Source organism: Escherichia sp. E2562, assembly GCF_005781075.1.
GTDB lineage: Bacteria > Pseudomonadota > Gammaproteobacteria > Enterobacterales > Enterobacteriaceae > Escherichia.
Map to the genome: position 1 here is coordinate 46,005 of NZ_VATM01000019.1, position 17,964 is coordinate 63,968.

Consider the following 17,964-nt stretch of genomic DNA (forward strand, 5'->3'; position numbering starts at 1 on the left):
GTGCTGGCATAGGCTATTCGAAGGGGTAGGTTTGCCGGACTTTGTCGTGTGAACCTCAACAATTGAAGACGTTTGGGTGTTCACCAACGTGTAACTATTTATTGGGTAAGCTTTTAATGAAAACTTTTACAGCTAAACCAGAAACCGTAAAACGCGACTGGTATGTTGTTGACGCGACCGGTAAAACTCTGGGCCGTCTGGCTACTGAACTGGCTCGTCGCCTGCGCGGTAAGCACAAAGCGGAATACACTCCGCACGTAGATACCGGTGATTACATCATCGTTCTGAACGCTGACAAAGTTGCTGTAACCGGCAACAAGCGTACTGACAAAGTGTACTATCACCACACCGGTCACATCGGTGGTATCAAACAAGCGACCTTTGAAGAGATGATTGCTCGCCGTCCTGAGCGTGTGATTGAAATCGCGGTTAAAGGCATGTTGCCAAAAGGCCCGCTGGGTCGTGCTATGTTCCGTAAACTGAAAGTTTACGCGGGTAACGAGCACAACCACGCGGCACAGCAACCGCAAGTTCTTGACATCTAATCGGGATTATAGGCAATGGCTGAAAATCAATACTACGGCACTGGTCGCCGCAAAAGTTCCGCAGCTCGCGTTTTCATCAAACCGGGCAACGGTAAAATCGTTATCAACCAACGTTCTCTGGAACAGTACTTCGGTCGTGAAACTGCCCGCATGGTAGTTCGTCAGCCGCTGGAACTGGTCGACATGGTTGAGAAACTGGATCTGTACATCACTGTTAAAGGTGGTGGTATCTCTGGTCAGGCTGGTGCGATCCGTCACGGTATCACCCGCGCTCTGATGGAGTACGACGAATCCCTGCGTTCTGAACTGCGTAAAGCTGGCTTCGTTACTCGTGACGCTCGTCAGGTTGAACGTAAGAAAGTCGGTCTGCGTAAAGCACGTCGTCGTCCGCAGTTCTCCAAACGTTAATTGCTTTCTGCTTCGGCAGAATACAATTTGCGAAAAAAACCCGCTTCGGCGGGTTTTTTTATGGCTAAAGTCCGATTCCAGCCTCTTTTCCCTCTCTCTTCAGCATTATTCTCTTTTTAATAGTATTTTCCACGTACTGTAGAAAAGGATATCGCGATGGGATTATTTAATGCATTGTTTAACAAGAAAGAATCTTTAACGTTGTCGAATAAATGGGAGTTCTTTATTACAACAGTGGATGACCATGTCACGGGCATACGTGTTGATATCGGCGCCATTCAGGACGAAAGATTTGATCGACTTAACCACACATGGTTCTTTCGTGTGCGTTATACCCATTGTTATGAAAACGGTTTACCGCAGCCTGATGAAACACAACGTTTAAATCGTATAGAGGACTGGCTTGAGGAGAGGGGCAAGGCATTACCGATTTGGTTGGTGGGGGTGGTAACACAAGAGGGCTGGCGCGATTTTGTTTTCCAGTCGGAAAAAGATCTGGACTGGGAAAGAACGCTGGATAAATTGCTCGCGGGTGGCCCGGAAGTCTCTTGCAGCTATAGTATGAGTAAAAACGATAACGGAAATTACTATCGCCAGTTCCTGTACCCGTCGAAATATGACTGGAACTGGATACACGATGCCCGCGTATGCCGTGGGCTGCTGGAACATGGTGACGATTTGACTCTTCCACGCACCATTGATTACTACGCGACATTGCCGACAGAAGCTGCTGCACGCGCTTTTGCGGAGGACGTGACGGAATTGCCATATGGCATTACGCTGGTGAGCATTCGGATGAACGACCAACAACCAGGGTATATGGCGTCATTTACGAACACTGATGCTCCTGAACAATGGCATATGACCGAAATTACATGTCAGCTTACCGATTTGGCTGAAAAGCATGGCGGTAGTTTTGATGGCTGGGGCGCACCGATAGCAACGGCGTAAAAGAGATAGACAACATTTCTGGTGGGGATTAAGTCAAGCATTTCAGACTAAGGAACATCTCTTTTTCCCCATTTCCGGCATCGACTCACCACAAAGGTCGCAAAATCTGGTAAACTATCATCCAATTTTCTGCCCAAATGTCGGGTATTGCTCATTTTTTGTTTGTTTTTCGAACAAAGAGAGTCGTTCCTTACTGGGTAACACAACTTCTGACTGGCCACCTGGTGGCTGGTAGCAGTAAAAATTCTGACTATACCTGGAGGTTTTCATGGCTGTCGCTGCCAACAAACGTTCGGTAATGACGCTGTTTTCCGGTCCTACTGACATCTATAGCCATCAGGTCCGCATCGTGCTGGCTGAAAAAGGTGTAAGTTTCGAGATCGAACACGTGGAAAAGGACAATCCGCCTCAGGATCTGATTGACCTCAACCCGAATCAGAGCGTTCCGACCCTGGTGGATCGTGAGCTGACCCTGTGGGAATCTCGCATCATTATGGAATACCTGGATGAGCGTTTCCCGCATCCGCCACTGATGCCTGTTTACCCGGTAGCTCGCGGTGAAAGCCGCCTGTACATGCACCGCATCGAAAAAGACTGGTACACGCTGATGAACACCATCATCAACGGTTCAGCCTCTGAAGCGGATGCCGCTCGTAAGCAACTGCGCGAAGAACTGCTGGCTATTGCGCCGGTCTTCGGTCAGAAGCCGTACTTCCTGAGCGATGAGTTCAGCCTGGTCGATTGCTACCTTGCTCCGCTGCTGTGGCGTCTGCCGCAACTGGGCATCGAGTTCAGCGGCCCGGGTGCGAAAGAGCTGAAAGGCTATATGACCCGCGTCTTTGAGCGTGACTCTTTCCTTGCTTCCTTAACCGAAGCTGAACGTGAAATGCGTCTGGGCCGGAGTTAATCTGTATGGATTTGTCACAGCTAACACCACGTCGTCCCTATCTGCTGCGTGCATTCTATGAGTGGTTGCTGGATAACCAGCTCACGCCGCACCTGGTGGTGGATGTGACGCTCCCTGGCGTGCAGGTTCCTATGGAATATGCACGTGACGGGCAAATCGTACTCAACATTGCTCCGCGTGCGGTCGGCAACCTGGAACTGGCGAATGATGAAGTGCGCTTTAACGCGCGCTTTGGCGGTATCCCGCGGCAAGTTTCAGTACCGCTGGCTGCTGTGCTGGCTATCTACGCCCGTGAAAATGGCGCAGGCACGATGTTCGAGCCTGAAGCTGCCTACGACGAAGATGCCAGCATCATGAATGATGAAGATGTATCGGCAGATAATGAAACCGTTATGTCGGTCATTGATGGCGATAAGCCAGATCGCGATGATGATAATCATCCTGATGATGAACCGCCGCAACCGCCACGTGGTGGTCGCCCGGCATTACGCGTTGTGAAGTAAAACAAAAACAGGCCCAGGTGGCCTGTTTTGTCGTTTTAAGGGCTTAATAAAATAGCGTAATTGTGGCAATCATATTCACCACGAATCCGACTGCCATTGGGATCGCAGTCCGCTTCACCACTTCAAAGGGCGAAACGCCTGCTATTCCTGAAGTTACTACCACTACCGCAGTAATCGGCGAAACCGCACGCGCCAGCGTTGTGGCAAAGTGCATCGGCATAATCATCACTACCGCAGGTACGTGCAGTCCAGCAGCGATATTCGGAATAAGGCTGGCAAATGACATAAATGGCGCATTGCCGGAGCCCATCACAATGGCACAAATGGCAATTACCAGCGCCATAATAATCATCACGCCAATGCCACCAAGGCCAGAATGCTCTGCGCCTTTGATAACCGCATCAACGGTGCCAATCGCCGTTAAGCCTTTCGCAAATATTTCACCAGCGACCACCAGCGTTACCACGTTGGCAAACTGCGTACCCATGCCGTCAAAAAACGCCTGCACATCGTCCATTGTTTCGCGCAAGTTATGCTTGTGGATGAACTCAACAAACATCGTCACCGTCAAACTCAGTAACATCACCACCACCAGATGCAGTTCTGACTGCATCAGCCCAACGTGGGCGAGGAACAGCGAGCCGAGCATCAGGATTAACGGCATCACCGGTAAAATGGCGTAATAGAGCGGCGGGACATTGTCGAGATCCTTTTGCTCCGCCTGTTCGTGATTGATATTTTTATCTTTTTTGTCAAAAGCGCGTTGCACGAAAAAGTGGGAGATTGCCACTGAGAGAATGACACAAGAGGCGACCGGTAGCTGATAGTGGAAGAAGTAAGTGGCGATTTTCATTCCCGCTACCTGGGCGGCAAAAATGGAGTTCGTTTCCAGAATTCCCCATTCAATAGACATGGTGGTCGCGATAACCGCCACCGCAGAGAGGCGACTTACTCCCAGACTCACCAGCGTCGGAAATAACGTGACCATCAGCAACATACCCAGACCGGAGGCGCTGGTAATAAACTGCGCCATGATTTGACCGATGACGTAAGTTGCCGACAGTATGAGATACGGTGAGCGAATGAGCTTTAACGGGCGGCTTAACAAGCTCACCATCGCCCGACTGGCTCCTATGCGCTCCATGTAACGGGCATAACCGCCCACCGCCATAATCGACAGCCCCAACCCGGCAATGCGGTTGGACAGCATGCGCAGGATTTCATTATAAATATCAACAATCAAATAGCCGCTGCTTTTGGCGGGGTCGAGTACACCCCCAAACCCTAACCAGGCACCACACATCATCAGGAAGATACCCGCTGTGGCCAGCACCACCTGTGGTTTGTAATTTTTAAGGATCAAATAGCCCATCGTTATTAACACGATGACAGAAATAATTATGCCGAACATTGTTCAACTCCGTGTCAAAAGAATATGGTCAATCCCAGTAATGGCAGATTGAAAACAATGATGTTATATTTTTTACAAGGCTATTTATGGTGTTGGTGTCGAATTTTTTAATCGTAATAAAGAGGATTTTTCATTATAAAATATACATTTATGATTATTTCGCAAGAACACATTCATAATATTCATAATGTCTATGAATATTCTTGTAAATAATTTGGCTGGGATGTTTTTATCTGCGTTATATTTATTTTTCGCAAAAGTTAATTATTAAATTAATTACGATAATGATGGTGTACGAAGAGTAAAACCCTTCGTTTCACCCTGCTTTCATTCCTGTGATAGGATGTCATTGATGATGTTAATCACACTGACCTTAAAGAATGGGCCTTATGAACGCATTTGATTCGCAAAACGAAGATTCTTCACCTGCAATTGGTCGCAACTTGCGTAGCCGTCCGCTGGCGCGTAAAAAACTCTCCGAAATGGTGGAAGAAGAGCTGGAGCAGATGATTCGCCGCCGCGAGTTTGGCGAAGGGGAGCAGTTGCCGTCTGAGCGCGAACTCATGGCGTTCTTTAACGTCGGGCGTCCTTCGGTGCGTGAAGCGCTGGCGGCGTTAAAGCGTAAAGGTCTGGTGCAAATAAATAACGGTGAGCGCGCTCGCGTCTCGCGTCCTTCTGCGGACACTATCATCGGCGAGCTGTCCGGTATGGCGAAAGATTTCCTTTCTCATCCAGGAGGGATAGCCCATTTCGAACAGTTACGTCTGTTCTTTGAGTCCAGCCTGGTGCGCTATGCGGCTGAACATGCCACCGATGAACAAATTGATTTGCTGGCAAAAGCCCTGGAAATCAACAGTCAGTCGCTGGATAACAATGCCGCGTTCATTCGTTCAGACGTTGATTTCCACCGCGTACTGGCGGAGATCCCGGGTAATCCGATCTTTAAGGCAATCCACGTTGCCTTGCTCGACTGGTTGATCGCCGCGCGCCCAACGGTCGCCGATCAGGCATTGCATGAGCATAATAACGTCAGCTATCAACAACATATTGCGATCGTTGACGCGATCCGCCGCCACGATCCCGACGAAGCCGATCGCGCGTTGCAATCGCATCTCAACAGCGTTTCTGCCACCTGGCACGCCTTCGGCCAAACCATCCACAAAAAGAAATAATGCCACTTTAGTGAAGCAGATCGCATTATAAGCGTTCTGTATGATGTGTTGCTTATTTGATCTGGTATAACAGGTATAAAGGTATATCGTTTCAACAGACAAGCATCACTTCAGAGGTATTTATGGCAACGAATTTACGTGGCGTGATGGCCGCACTCCTGACTCCTTTTGACCAACAACAAGCACTGGACAAAGCGAGTCTGCGCCGCCTGGTTCAGTTCAATATTCAGCAGGGCATCGACGGTTTGTACGTGGGGGGGTCGACAGGCGAAGCCTTTGTGCAGAGCATTTCCGAGCGTGAACAGGTACTGGAAATCGTCGCCGAAGAGGCGAAAGGCAAGATTAAATTAATCGCTCACGTAGGTTGCGTCAGTACTGCTGAAAGCCAACAGCTTGCGGCTTCAGCCAAACGTTATGGCTTCGATGCCGTCTCCGCCGTTACGCCGTTCTACTATCCTTTCAGCTTTGAAGAACACTGCGATCACTATCGGGCAATCATTGACTCGGCGGATGGTTTGCCGATGGTGGTGTACAACATTCCGGCATTGAGCGGGGTAAAACTGACTCTGGATCAGATCAATACACTGGTTACGTTACCTGGCGTAGGTGCACTGAAACAGACCTCTGGCGATCTCTATCAGATGGAGCAGATCCGTCGTGAGCATCCGGATCTGGTGCTCTATAACGGTTACGACGAAATCTTCGCTTCCGGCCTGCTGGCGGGCGCAGACGGCGGTATCGGCAGCACTTACAACATTATGGGCTGGCGCTATCAGGGTATCGTGAAGGCGCTGAAAGAAGGTGATATCCAGACCGCGCAGAAACTGCAAACTGAGTGCAACAAAGTCATTGATTTGCTGATTAAAACTGGCGTATTCCGTGGCCTGAAAACCGTCCTGCACTATATGGATGTGGTGTCTGTTCCGCTGTGCCGTAAACCGTTTGGTCCGGTTGATGAAAAATATCTGCCAGAACTGAAGGCGCTTGCCCAGCAGTTGATGCAAGAGCGCGGGTGAGTTCTTTCCCCTCGCTCGCCCCTACCGGGTGAGGGGAAATAAGCGCATCTGTACCCTACAATTTTCAAACCAAAGCGTGTGGGCATCGCCCACCGCGGGAGACTCACAATGAGTACTACAACCCAGAATATCCCGTGGTATCGCCATCTCAACCGTGCACAATGGCGGGCATTTTCCGCTGCCTGGTTGGGATATCTACTTGATGGTTTTGATTTCGTTTTGATTGCCCTGGTACTCACTGAAGTACAAGGTGAATTCGGGCTGACAACGGTACAGGCGGCAAGTCTGATTTCCGCAGCCTTCATCTCTCGTTGGTTCGGCGGCCTGATGCTTGGCGCTATGGGCGATCGCTACGGGCGTCGTCTGGCAATGGTCACCAGTATCGTACTCTTCTCGGTCGGGACGCTGGCCTGCGGCTTTGCGCCTGGTTACATCACTATGTTTATCGCTCGTCTGGTGATAGGCATGGGAATGGCGGGTGAGTACGGTTCCAGCGCCACCTATGTGATTGAAAGCTGGCCAAAACACCTGCGTAATAAAGCCAGTGGTTTTCTGATTTCCGGCTTCTCTGTGGGGGCTGTCGTTGCCGCCCAGGTCTATAGTCTGGTAGTCCCGGTCTGGGGCTGGCGTGCACTGTTCTTTATCGGCATCTTACCGATCATCTTTGCTCTCTGGTTGCGGAAAAACATCCCGGAAGCGGAAGACTGGAAAGAGAAACACGGGGGCAAAGCACCGGTGCGCACGATGGTGGATATTCTCTACCGTGGTGAACATCGCATCGCCAATATCGTGATGACGCTGGCGGCGGCTACTGCGCTGTGGTTCTGCTTCGCCGGTAACCTGCAAAATGCCGCAATCGTCGCTGTTCTCGGGCTGTTATGCGCCGCAATCTTTATCAGCTTTATGGTACAGAGTACGGGCAAACGCTGGCCAACAGGCGTAATGCTGATGGTGGTTGTGTTATTTGCTTTCCTCTACTCGTGGCCGATTCAGGCACTGCTGCCAACATATCTGAAAACCGATCTTGCTTATGACCCGCATACTGTCGCCAATGTGCTGTTCTTTAGCGGCTTTGGGGCGGCGGTGGGTTGCTGTGTCGGCGGCTTCCTCGGTGACTGGCTGGGAACGCGCAAAGCCTATGTTTGTAGCCTGTTAGCTTCGCAATTGCTGATTATTCCGGTATTTGCGATTGGCGGCGCAAACGTCTGGGTACTTGGTCTGTTACTGTTCTTCCAGCAAATGCTTGGACAAGGGATCGCCGGGATCTTACCGAAACTGATTGGCGGTTATTTCGATACCGACCAGCGTGCAGCGGGCCTGGGCTTTACCTACAACGTTGGCGCATTGGGCGGTGCACTGGCCCCAATCATCGGTGCGTTGATCGCTCAACGTCTGGATCTGGGTACTGCGCTGGCATCGCTCTCGTTCAGTCTGACATTTGTGGTGATCCTGCTGATTGGTCTGGATATGCCTTCCCGCGTTCAGCGTTGGCTGCGCCCGGAAGCATTGCGTACTCATGACGCTATCGACGGCAAACCATTTAGTGGTGCCGTGCCATTTGGCCGCGCCAAAAACGATTTAGTCAAAACCAAAAGTTAATCCTGTTGCCCGGTCTATGTACCGGGCCTTTCGCTAAGGGAAGATGTATGTCGTTACTTGCACAACTGGATCAAAAAATCGCTGCCAACGGCGGCCTGATTGTCTCCTGCCAGCCGGTGCCTGACAGCCCACTCGATAAACCGGAAATCGTCGCTGCCATGGCATTAGCGGCAGAGCAGGCGGGTGCGGTTGCCATTCGCATCGAAGGTGTGGCAAATCTGCAAGCCACGCGTGCGGTGGTGAGTGTGCCGATTATCGGGATTGTGAAACGCGATCTGGAGGATTCTCCGGTACGCATCACGGCCTATATTGAAGATGTCGATGCGCTGGCGCAGGCGGGCGCGGACATTATCGCCATTGACGGCACCGACCGCCCGCGTCCGGTGCCTGTTGAAACGCTGCTGGCACGTATTCACCATCACGGTTTACTGGCGATGACCGACTGCTCAACGCCGGAAGACGGCCTGGCATGCCAAAAGCTGGGAGCCGAAATTATTGGCACTACGCTTTCTGGCTATACCACGCCTGAAACGCCAGAAGAGCCGGATCTGGCGCTGGTGAAAACGTTGAGCGACGCCGGATGTCGGGTGATTGCCGAAGGGCGTTACAACACGCCTGCTCAGGCGGCGGATGCGATGCGCCACGGCGCGTGGGCGGTGACGGTAGGTTCTGCTATCACACGTCTTGAACACATTTGCCAGTGGTACAACACAGCGATGAAAAAGGCGGTGCTATGACCACACTGGCGATTGATATCGGCGGTACTAAACTTGCCGCCGCGCTGATTGGCGCTGACGGGCAGATCCGCGATCGTCGAGAACTTCCTACGCCTGCCAGCCAGACGCCGCAGGCGCTGCGTGATGCCTTATCTGCATTAGTCTCTCCGTTGCAAGCTCATGCGCAGCGGGTTGCTATCGCTTCAACCGGAATTATTCGCGACGGCAGCTTATTGGCGCTGAATCCGCATAATCTCGGTGGATTGCTACACTTTCCGTTAGTCAAAACGCTGGAGCAACTTACTGATTTGCCGACCATTGCCATTAATGATGCGCAGGCCGCAGCATGGGCGGAGTATCAGGCGCTGGAAGGCGATGTAACCGAGATGGTGTTTATCACCGTTTCCACTGGCGTCGGCGGCGGTGTAGTGAGCGGCGGCAAGTTGCTGACCGGCCCTGGTGGTCTGGCGGGGCATATCGGGCATACGCTTGCCGATCCACACGGCCCGGTCTGCGGCTGTGGACGCACAGGTTGCGTGGAAGCGATTGCTTCTGGTCGCGGCATTGCAGCGGCAGCGCAGGGTGAACTCATGGGCGCGGATGCGAAAACCATTTTCACGCGCGCCGGGCAGGGCGACGAACAGGCGCAGCAACTGATTCACCGCTCCGCACGTACGCTTGCAAGGCTGATCGCTGATATTAAAGCCACAACTGATTGCCAGTGTGTAGTGGTCGGTGGCAGCGTTGGTCTGGCAGAAGGGTATCTGGCGTTAGTGGAAACGTATCTGGCGCAGGAGCCAGCGGCATTTCATGTTGATTTACTGGCGGCGCACTACCGCCATGATGCAGGTTTACTTGGGGCTGCGCTGTTGGCCCAGGGAGAAAAATTATGATGATGGGTGAAGTACAGTCATTACCGTCTGCCGGATTACATCCTGCGTTACAGGACGCGTTAACGCTGGCATTAGCTGCCAGACCACAAGAAAAAGCACCGGGTCGTTACGAATTACAGGGCGACAATATCTTTATGAATGTCATGACGTTTAACACTCAATCGCCCGTTGAGAAAAAAGCGGAATTGCACGAGCAATACATTGATATCCAGCTGTTATTAAACGGTGAGGAACGGATTCTGTTTGGCATGGCAGGCACTGCGCGCCAGTGTGAAGAGTTCCACCATGAGGATGATTATCAGCTTTGCAGCACCATTGATAACGAGCAAGCCATCATCTTAAAACCGGGAATGTTCGCCGTGTTTATGCCAGGAGAACCGCATAAACCGGGATGCGTTGTTGGCGAACCTGGTGAGATTAAAAAGGTTGTGGTGAAGGTTAAGGCTGATTTAATGGCTTAAAACTTAGTTCGTTTTAAAGATTCTGCAGACACCGTCTGCAGAATTCGAAACCGCTGAAATTAACGGCGTCTATAGCCTTCCTCTAGCACCGCCTGTGTTCGAACGAGTTCATCCGCGAGTTGTTTCTCATCAGGTAGCTGCATCTTATATTCACTTGCCAGAACGGTGTTAGGCAAACCTGCCAGGGCATAATGTGCTTCTCCGGCTCCTTTCTCTGCACAGAGAACCAGACCGATGGGCGGATTTTCATCCGGTAGCGTCCAGTGCTCTTTGGCATAGTTGAGATACATATTCATTTGTCCGGCATCGCTATAGCTAAATTTGCCCACTTTTAGATCGACGATTAGCAGGCAGCGTAAACGGCGGTGGAAAAACAACAGATCGACCCGAAACCAGTTGTCATCAATGCGTAACCTTCGTTGTCGACCGACAAAGGCAAAATCATCCCCAAGTTCCAGCATGAAATCCATCAGGTGGTTGATCAGCGCCTCCTCAAAATCAGATTCTGAGTATTCATCTTTTAATTCCAGAAATTCGAGCACAAAGGGATCGCGTATCGCCTGCTGCGGAAGAATATGCGTCTCGGCAGGAGCGTGTTGTTGCAGCATGGCTGATTTGTCATATGACAGTAATGTCCGCTCATAAAACTGGGTCGCAATTTGCCGCTCTAGCTGGCGAACAGACCAGCCACAGCGGAGCGTCTCTTTTTCATAAAAGCTGCGGGCGTCAGCGTTTTTAACGGAAAGCAAGCGGACATAAGTGGACCAGGGCAGAGGCAAAGATTTGGCAGACAGTGTCTGCCGAATTTCAATATGTTGATAAAAAAGGTAAAAAAGCCTCATTTGGCGTAAGTTTTTTGCAGAGAACCCACGCTTATACCTTAGACTTAAATCCTTTGATAGCCGCTTGATTAGCTGCGTACCATACGCGGCCCGAGCCTCACCACCTTGTTCAAATTCGACTATCCGTCGGCCAATTTCCCAATACGTCGCGGTCATTAACGCGTTAACACTACGTACCGTTTCCGTCCGGGCACTATCGACCAGGTGAATAATGCCGTCGTGGATTTGCTGATAGCCTGCGGTGGTTTGAAATGAGAGCGATTCCATTATCTTTCCCTTTATATGGAGCTGTGTTGAATAATGGAATCAGCTATACGCCGGGCATCTGCCGGTAACAATCCAGGTGTGCGTATTACATTGGTTTTCTTCAGATTATGCGAGGCGCTTTCCAGAACGAAAGGAGAATTTCAGCGCCGACTCTTTTCTGAGGAGGCGGCGCTGGGACAGAGTTTAAACTTCCAGCCAGTTCATAATGCCGTCAGCCGCTTTACGGCCTTCGGCAATGGCGGTTACCACCAGGTCGGAACCACGGACGATATCGCCACCAGCAAAGATTTTCGGGTTACTGGTCTGGAAGGCGTTTTCGTTACCTTCCGGGGCGATAATGCGGCCTTGCGAATCCAGCTCGACGCTGTGTTTCGCCAGCCATTCCATGCTGTGTGGGCGGAAACCAAACGCCATGATCACCGCATCTGCCGGAACGATATGTTCTGACCCTGCCACGATCTCCGCGCGGCGACGGCCTTTGGCATCGGGTTCGCCCATTTCGGTACGCACCATTTTCACGCCACTGACTTTACCGTTGCCGTTCACTTCAATCCCCAGTGGCTGGACGTTGAATTTGAACTCAACACCTTCTTCCCGCGCGTTTTTCACTTCGCGGCGGGAACCTGGCATGTTCTCTTCATCACGACGATAGGCACAGGTAACGTGCTTTGCCCCCTGGCGTACAGACGTGCGCACGCAGTCCATCGCAGTGTCGCCACCGCCAAGTACCACCACGCGTTTACCTTCCATGCTGACAAACGGTTCGTCGTTGGTTTCACCAAAGCCCATTAACTGTTTGGTGTTGGCGATGAGGAACGGCAGCGCTGCGTACACGCCATCGGCGTCTTCGTTTTCCAGCCCGCCGCGCATTGACTGATAAGTCCCGACGCCAAGGAATACAGCATCGTAATCGTTCAGTAGATCGTCCAGCTGTACGTCACGACCCACTTCGGTATTGAGTTTGAACTCAATGCCCATGCCAGTGAAGATTTCACGGCGGCGCGTCATTACCTCTTTTTCCAGCTTGAAGGCCGGAATACCGAAGGTCAGCAGGCCGCCGATTTCCGGGTGACGGTCGAAGACGACCGCTTTTACGCCGTTGCGCGTCAGGACATCCGCACACGCCAGACCCGCCGGGCCTGCGCCGATAATCGCCACTTTTTTACCGGTCTGTTTCACGCCTGTCAGATCCGGGCGCCAGCCCATTTCGAACGCTTTATCATTGATATAACGCTCAATGTTGCCGATGGTCACCGCGCCAAACTCATCGTTCAGGGTGCAGGAACCTTCGCACAGACGGTCTTGCGGGCAGACACGTCCGCATACTTCCGGCAGCGTGTTGGTCTGATGCGACAGTTCCGCCGCTTCAAAAATACGCCCCTCGTTGGCGAGCTTCAGCCAGTTCGGGATGTAGTTGTGTACCGGGCATTTCCACTCGCAGTATGGGTTGCCGCACGACAGGCAGCGATCAGCCTGCGCTTTGGCCTGGCCTTCGGAAAACGGCTCGTAAATTTCAACAAACTCAATTTTGCGGATCTTTAGCGGTTTCTTTGGCGGATCAACGCGCTGCAGGTCGATAAATTGATAAACATTCTGACTCATTGTTGCTACCCCTTACTGCGCCTGCACGCGCAACTCTGCTGCGCTACGACTACGGTGACCCAGCAGTGCTTTTACATCACTGGACTTCGGTTTAACCAGTGCAAATTTAGTGGCGAAGGTTGACCAGTTCGCCAGAATCTCTTCACCACGCTGGGAACCGGTATGCTGCACATGCTCGGTGATAAGACCACGCAGATGCTCTTCATGGATCGCCAGATCGTCAACGCTTAAGACCTCGACCAGTTCCGGGTTAACGCGTTTGCGGAAATCGCCGCTTTCATCGAGAACGTAAGCGAAGCCGCCGGTCATGCCTGCGCCGAAGTTAACGCCGGTTTTACCCAGAATACAGACAATACCACCCGTCATATATTCACAGCCGTTGTCGCCAATGCCTTCAACCACGGTAATCGCACCCGAGTTACGCACACCGAAACGTTCACCCGCGCGGCCTGCGGCATACAGACGACCACCAGTGGCGCCGTACAGGCAGGTGTTGCCGATAATGCTTGCTTCATGGCTGCGGAAGGCTGAGCCAACCGGAGGACGAATGGCGATTAAGCCGCCCGCCATGCCTTTACCAACATAGTCGTTGGCATCGCCCGTCAGATACAGCTCTACGCCGCCCGCATTCCACACGCCGAAGCTCTGGCCTGCGGTGCCGTTGAAGTACGCTTTGATAGGATCGGCTGCCAGCCCCTGATCGCCGTGCGTCTGGGCGATATAGCCTGAAAGCGACGCGCCGACAGAACGGTCGGTGTTGCGAATATCGAACCAGAAGGTTTTGCTCTGGCGTTCATCCACAAACGGTTTCGCCTGTTGCAGCAACTGCGCATTCAGCAGGCCGTTATCAAACGGCGGGTTGTTTTCGGTGCAGTAGAGCGCCTTACCAGCCTTAGGCTCGGCAGTCTCCAGCAGCTTCGACAGCGCCAGTTTCTGCTGTTTGGCGGTGAAACCGTCCAGCTCTTTCAGCAGGTCGGTGCGACCAATCAGATCCACCAGACGCGTTACGCCCAACTGTGCCATCAGCTCGCGGGTTTCACGGGCGATAAACTCAAAGTAATTCGTCACCTTGAACGGCAGGCCGTGATAGTGATTCTTACGCAGTTTGTCGTCCTGAGTTGCCACACCCGTTGCGCAGTTGTTCAGGTGGCAGATTCGCAGATATTTACAGCCGAGCGCCACCATCGGACCAGTGCCGAAGCCAAAGCTTTCTGCGCCGAGAATCGCCGCTTTGATGATATCAACGCCCGTTTTCAGGCCGCCATCAACCTGCAACCGAATTTTATGACGTAGACCGTTAGCAACCAGCGCCTGCTGGGTTTCCACCAGACCGAGTTCCCACGGGCAGCCTGCATATTTCACCGACGACAGCGGGCTTGCCCCCGTACCGCCGTCATAGCCTGCGATGGTGATTAAATCGGCATAAGCTTTCGCCACGCCAGTCGCGATGGTACCGACGCCCGGTTCGGACACCAGTTTTACGGAGATCATCGCTTTCGGGTTGACCTGCTTGAGGTCGAAAATCAGCTGCGCCAGGTCCTCGATAGAGTAGATATCGTGGTGCGGCGGCGGGGAGATCAGTGTCACGCCCGGCACCGAATAGCGCAGTTTGGCGATGTAAGGCGTGACTTTATCGCCCGGCAACTGACCGCCTTCACCCGGCTTCGCGCCCTGGGCGACTTTAATCTGAATGACGTCGGCATTGACCAGGTACGCCGGAGTAACACCGAATCGACCGGAAGCCACCTGCTTGATGCGCGACACTTTGTTGGTGCCATAGCGGGCAGGGTCTTCACCACCTTCACCGGAGTTCGAGTTACCGCCGATGCTGTTCATCGCTTCTGCCAGCGCTTCGTGGGCTTCCGGGCTTAATGCGCCAATAGACATTGCAGCGGTATCGAAGCGTTTAAACAGTTCGCTTGCCGGTTCAACATCAGCAATGTTGATCGCTTCATCACCCGGCGTAATTGCCAGCAGATCGCGCAGCGTTGTTGCCGGACGCTCATTAACCAGCTTCGCGTATTCCTGATAGTCGCTGTACTCGCCACTCTGGACCGCCTGTTGCAGCGTGCGCACCACGTCCGGGTTGTAGGCGTGGTATTCGCCGCCGTGCACATATTTCAGCAGGCCGCCCTGGCTGATGGGCTTGCGCGCCAGCCAGGCTCGTTTCGACAGATTCAGCAGATCCTGCTGGAAGTCTTCAAAGCTCGCCCCGCCAATGCGGCTAACCGCGCCCTGGAAGCACAGGCCCACTACATCATCGTGCAGACCGACCGCTTCAAACAGTTTCGAGCAGCGGTAAGAGGCGATGGTGGAGATGCCCATTTTGGACATGATTTTGTACAAGCCTTTGTTGATGCCGTTACGGTAGTTCAGCATCACGGTACGATAATTTTTGGCAATCGCCTGAGTGTCTACCAGGCGGCCCAGCGTTTCATAGGCAAGGTACGGATATATAGCCGTCGCGCCGAAGCCCAGCAACACGGCGAAATGGTGCGGATCGCGGGCGCTGGCGGTTTCGACAATGATGTTGGCATCGCAACGCAGACTTTGATCGACCAGACGGGTCTGGATTGCGCCAACCGCCATCGGGGCCGGAACTGGCAGGCGATCTTTGCCGATATTCCGGTCGGAAAGCACCAGCAATACGGTGCCGCTACGTACCATTTTTTCGGCTTTGTCGCACAGCTCTTTGACCGTCGCTTCGAGCGTGGTTTTAGTAACGTCAAAGGTGATATCCAGCGTATCTGCGCGGTAGTGCTCCTCTTTCATCGTCGTGAGCTGTTTGAAATCGGAGTAGAGCAGAATCGGCGATTTAAAGCTTAAACGGTGCGCCTGGCCTTCTGCTTCGCAGAAGACGTTCATTTCACGACCGATGCTGGTGGCGAGCGACATAACATGCGCTTCACGCAGCGGGTCGATTGGCGGGTTGGTTACCTGCGCAAACTGCTGACGGAAATAGTCGTAAATAATGCGCGGTTGACTGGAGAGCACGGCGAATGGAGTGTCGTCGCCCATCGAACCGACCGCCTCCTGGCCGTTTTCGCCCAGCACACGGATTACAGAGTCCAGCTCTTCCGCGCTGTAGTTAAACTGTTTCTGGTAGCTGGCAAGCGTGTCGTCGTCCAGTTCGCGGCTACCCACTTCTTCATCGGGCAGATCTTCAAACGGTACCAGACGGCGGACGTTTTTCTCCATCCACTCTTTATATGGATGGCGGCTTTTCAGATCGTCATCGGTTTCTGCCGAGTGCAGAATGCGCCCACTGCGAGTGTCGATTACCATCAGTTCGCCTGGCCCGACGCGGCCTTTTTCGACCACTTCGTCAGGCTGATAATCCCAGATACCGACTTCAGAGGCGCAGGTGATGAGCTTATCTTTGGTGATGACATAGCGCGCCGGACGCAGACCGTTACGGTCAAGGTTACAGGCGGCAAAACGACCGTCAGACATCACGATGCCCGCCGGGCCATCCCACGGCTCCATATGCATGGAGTTAAAGTCAAAGAAGGCACGCAGTTCCGGGTCCATATCCGGGTTGTTCTGCCAGGCGGGTGGTACTAACAGACGCATAGCGCGGATGATATCCATCCCGCCAGCCAGCAACAGTTCCAGCATGTTATCCATTGAGCTGGAGTCGGAACCGGTTTCGTTGACGAACGGCGCGGCGTCGTGCAGGTCAGGGATCAGTGGCGTCTGGAATTTATAGGTACGGGCGCGCGCCCATTGGCGGTTACCGGTAATGGTGTTGATCTCGCCGTTATGCGCCAGATAGCGGAACGGCTGCGCCAGCGGCCAGCGCGGTACGGTGTTAGTGGAGAAGCGCTGGTGGAACAGGCAAATGGCAGATTCCAGACGCAGGTCCGCAAGATCCAGATAAAAGCGCGGCAGATCTGCCGGCATACACAGACCTTTATAGATGTTCACCAGATTCGACAGGCTACAGACGTAGAAGTCTTTGTCGGCTTCGAGACGCTTTTCAATGCGGCGGCGGGCGATAAACAGACGGCGCTCCATATCACGCGGACGCCAGCCAGCCGGAGCGTTAACGAAAATTTGCTCAATGCGCGGCAGAGAAGAGAGGGCGATTTCACCCAGCACGCCTTCGTTAGTGAGGACATCACGCCAGCCCACAATCGACAAGGTTTCGCGTTGCAGCTCTTCTTCAACGATGCGGCGTGCGGCAGCGGCGAGTTCAGGATCTTTATTCAGGAAGAGCATCCCGACGGCGTAGTTTTTTGCTAAACGCCAGCCGCGCTCCTGCGCAACGATGCGAAAAAAGCGATCCGGTTTTTGTAATAGCAGGCCGCAACCGTCACCGGTTTTACCATCGGCGAGAATCGCACCACGGTGCTGCATTCGGGCCAGTGCGTGTATTGCAGTACGCACTACCTTGTGGCTAGGTTCGCCTTCTATGTGGGCGATCAGGCCGAAACCACAGTTATCCTTCTCAAGGGATTTATCGTACAACATATCAGTGAACCTCCCCAGGCTCTGCGGGAACCCCACTTCCGAACCGCTACGCACGGGCACAGAAAGAGCGTGGCGACGGGGTTTGCGTGTCATACGCGCGCCTCGCATTCGCCCCCTTGTTGTCCTTTTCGCATCGGTTAATACGGTGAAGAGGGGATCTCAATTACTGCATAAATATGATGAGCAGGCTGCTCATCC

Annotated in this window: 15 protein-coding genes; 11 read left to right on the top strand and 4 right to left on the bottom strand. The window is 52.8% G+C overall.

The features are described 5' to 3' along the window. Positions 1-116 precede the first annotated feature (116 nt). From rplM to sspB, 5 genes are all read left to right on the top strand, one after another. Positions 117-545: a 50S ribosomal protein L13 gene (gene rplM, locus FEK43_RS19625; RefSeq protein ID WP_000847559.1), complete on the top strand. Its 429-nt coding sequence runs from the start codon at positions 117-119 to the stop codon at positions 543-545. Between the two features lie 15 nt (positions 546-560). Continuing rightward, positions 561-953, top strand: coding sequence for a 30S ribosomal protein S9 (gene rpsI, locus FEK43_RS19630; RefSeq protein WP_000829818.1), 393 nt, complete (start codon positions 561-563; stop codon positions 951-953). Between the two features lie 156 nt (positions 954-1,109). Then, the gene (locus FEK43_RS19635; RefSeq protein WP_135407985.1) at positions 1,110-1,904 is read left to right on the top strand and encodes a DUF695 domain-containing protein; all 795 of its coding nucleotides are present in this window, start codon (positions 1,110-1,112) and stop codon (positions 1,902-1,904) included. 268 nt (positions 1,905-2,172) lie between these two features. Further along, the gene (sspA, locus tag FEK43_RS19640) at positions 2,173-2,811 is read left to right on the top strand and encodes a stringent starvation protein SspA (protein WP_000257293.1); all 639 of its coding nucleotides are present in this window, start codon (positions 2,173-2,175) and stop codon (positions 2,809-2,811) included. Between the two features lie 5 nt (positions 2,812-2,816). After that, entirely contained in the window at positions 2,817-3,314 is a 498-nt protein-coding gene (gene sspB, locus FEK43_RS19645; RefSeq protein ID WP_064529500.1) for a ClpXP protease specificity-enhancing factor, read from the top strand. Between the two features lie 43 nt (positions 3,315-3,357). Here sspB and dcuC read toward each other — a convergent pair whose 3' ends face one another. Then, complete coding sequence (gene dcuC / locus FEK43_RS19650; RefSeq protein WP_135407983.1) at positions 3,358-4,725, bottom strand: anaerobic C4-dicarboxylate transporter DcuC; 1,368 nt, start codon at positions 4,723-4,725, stop codon at positions 3,358-3,360. A 380-nt stretch (positions 4,726-5,105) separates the two neighbouring features. Between dcuC and nanR the strand changes: the two genes are divergently transcribed. The 6 genes from nanR (at position 5,106) to nanQ (ending at position 10,582) form a co-directional block, all read left to right on the top strand. Further along, the gene (nanR, locus tag FEK43_RS19655; protein ID WP_131160901.1) at positions 5,106-5,897 is read left to right on the top strand and encodes a transcriptional regulator NanR; all 792 of its coding nucleotides are present in this window, start codon (positions 5,106-5,108) and stop codon (positions 5,895-5,897) included. 122 nt (positions 5,898-6,019) lie between these two features. Then, positions 6,020-6,913, top strand: coding sequence for an N-acetylneuraminate lyase (nanA, locus tag FEK43_RS19660; RefSeq protein ID WP_130260181.1), 894 nt, complete (start codon positions 6,020-6,022; stop codon positions 6,911-6,913). 108 nt (positions 6,914-7,021) lie between these two features. After that, entirely contained in the window at positions 7,022-8,512 is a 1,491-nt protein-coding gene (gene nanT, locus FEK43_RS19665; RefSeq protein WP_135407980.1) for a sialic acid transporter NanT, read from the top strand. A gap of 47 nt (positions 8,513-8,559) precedes the next feature. Next, the gene (locus tag FEK43_RS19670; protein ID WP_000054239.1) at positions 8,560-9,249 is read left to right on the top strand and encodes an N-acetylmannosamine-6-phosphate 2-epimerase; all 690 of its coding nucleotides are present in this window, start codon (positions 8,560-8,562) and stop codon (positions 9,247-9,249) included. Next, positions 9,246-10,121 (top strand): N-acetylmannosamine kinase, encoded by an 876-nt coding sequence (gene nanK, locus FEK43_RS19675; protein WP_135407978.1) that lies wholly within the window; start codon positions 9,246-9,248, stop codon positions 10,119-10,121. The genes FEK43_RS19670 and nanK overlap by 4 nt, the downstream gene beginning before the upstream one ends. Continuing rightward, entirely contained in the window at positions 10,118-10,582 is a 465-nt protein-coding gene (nanQ, locus tag FEK43_RS19680; RefSeq protein WP_000979882.1) for an N-acetylneuraminate anomerase, read from the top strand. Before nanK ends, nanQ begins: the two co-directional genes overlap by 4 nt. Before the next feature lie 59 nt (positions 10,583-10,641). On the opposite strand, the gene FEK43_RS19685 is transcribed toward nanQ, so the two are convergent. From FEK43_RS19685 to gltB, 3 genes are all read right to left on the bottom strand, one after another. Continuing rightward, on the bottom strand, positions 10,642-11,691 hold the full coding sequence (locus FEK43_RS19685) for a PDDEXK nuclease domain-containing protein (RefSeq protein ID WP_135407976.1): 1,050 nt from the start codon (positions 11,689-11,691) through the stop codon (positions 10,642-10,644). 183 nt (positions 11,692-11,874) lie between these two features. Then, complete coding sequence (gene gltD / locus FEK43_RS19690) at positions 11,875-13,293, bottom strand: glutamate synthase subunit GltD (RefSeq protein ID WP_135407973.1); 1,419 nt, start codon at positions 13,291-13,293, stop codon at positions 11,875-11,877. 12 nt (positions 13,294-13,305) lie between these two features. Next, entirely contained in the window at positions 13,306-17,766 is a 4,461-nt protein-coding gene (gene gltB / locus FEK43_RS19695; RefSeq protein ID WP_135407971.1) for a glutamate synthase large subunit, read from the bottom strand. Between the last annotated feature and the right edge of the window lie 198 nt (positions 17,767-17,964).

Coding starts and splice junctions, on each gene's coding strand:
- rplM (WP_000847559.1), top strand. CDS start 117: ATGAAAACTTTTACAGCTAAACCAGAAACCGTAAAACGCGACTGGTAT.
- rpsI (WP_000829818.1), top strand. CDS start 561: ATGGCTGAAAATCAATACTACGGCACTGGTCGCCGCAAAAGTTCCGCA.
- FEK43_RS19635 (WP_135407985.1), top strand. CDS start 1,110: ATGGGATTATTTAATGCATTGTTTAACAAGAAAGAATCTTTAACGTTG.
- sspA (WP_000257293.1), top strand. CDS start 2,173: ATGGCTGTCGCTGCCAACAAACGTTCGGTAATGACGCTGTTTTCCGGT.
- sspB (WP_064529500.1), top strand. CDS start 2,817: ATGGATTTGTCACAGCTAACACCACGTCGTCCCTATCTGCTGCGTGCA.
- dcuC (WP_135407983.1), bottom strand. CDS start 4,725: ATGTTCGGCATAATTATTTCTGTCATCGTGTTAATAACGATGGGCTAT.
- nanR (WP_131160901.1), top strand. CDS start 5,106: ATGGGCCTTATGAACGCATTTGATTCGCAAAACGAAGATTCTTCACCT.
- nanA (WP_130260181.1), top strand. CDS start 6,020: ATGGCAACGAATTTACGTGGCGTGATGGCCGCACTCCTGACTCCTTTT.
- nanT (WP_135407980.1), top strand. CDS start 7,022: ATGAGTACTACAACCCAGAATATCCCGTGGTATCGCCATCTCAACCGT.
- FEK43_RS19670 (WP_000054239.1), top strand. CDS start 8,560: ATGTCGTTACTTGCACAACTGGATCAAAAAATCGCTGCCAACGGCGGC.
- nanK (WP_135407978.1), top strand. CDS start 9,246: ATGACCACACTGGCGATTGATATCGGCGGTACTAAACTTGCCGCCGCG.
- nanQ (WP_000979882.1), top strand. CDS start 10,118: ATGATGATGGGTGAAGTACAGTCATTACCGTCTGCCGGATTACATCCT.
- FEK43_RS19685 (WP_135407976.1), bottom strand. CDS start 11,691: ATGGAATCGCTCTCATTTCAAACCACCGCAGGCTATCAGCAAATCCAC.
- gltD (WP_135407973.1), bottom strand. CDS start 13,293: ATGAGTCAGAATGTTTATCAATTTATCGACCTGCAGCGCGTTGATCCG.
- gltB (WP_135407971.1), bottom strand. CDS start 17,766: ATGTTGTACGATAAATCCCTTGAGAAGGATAACTGTGGTTTCGGCCTG.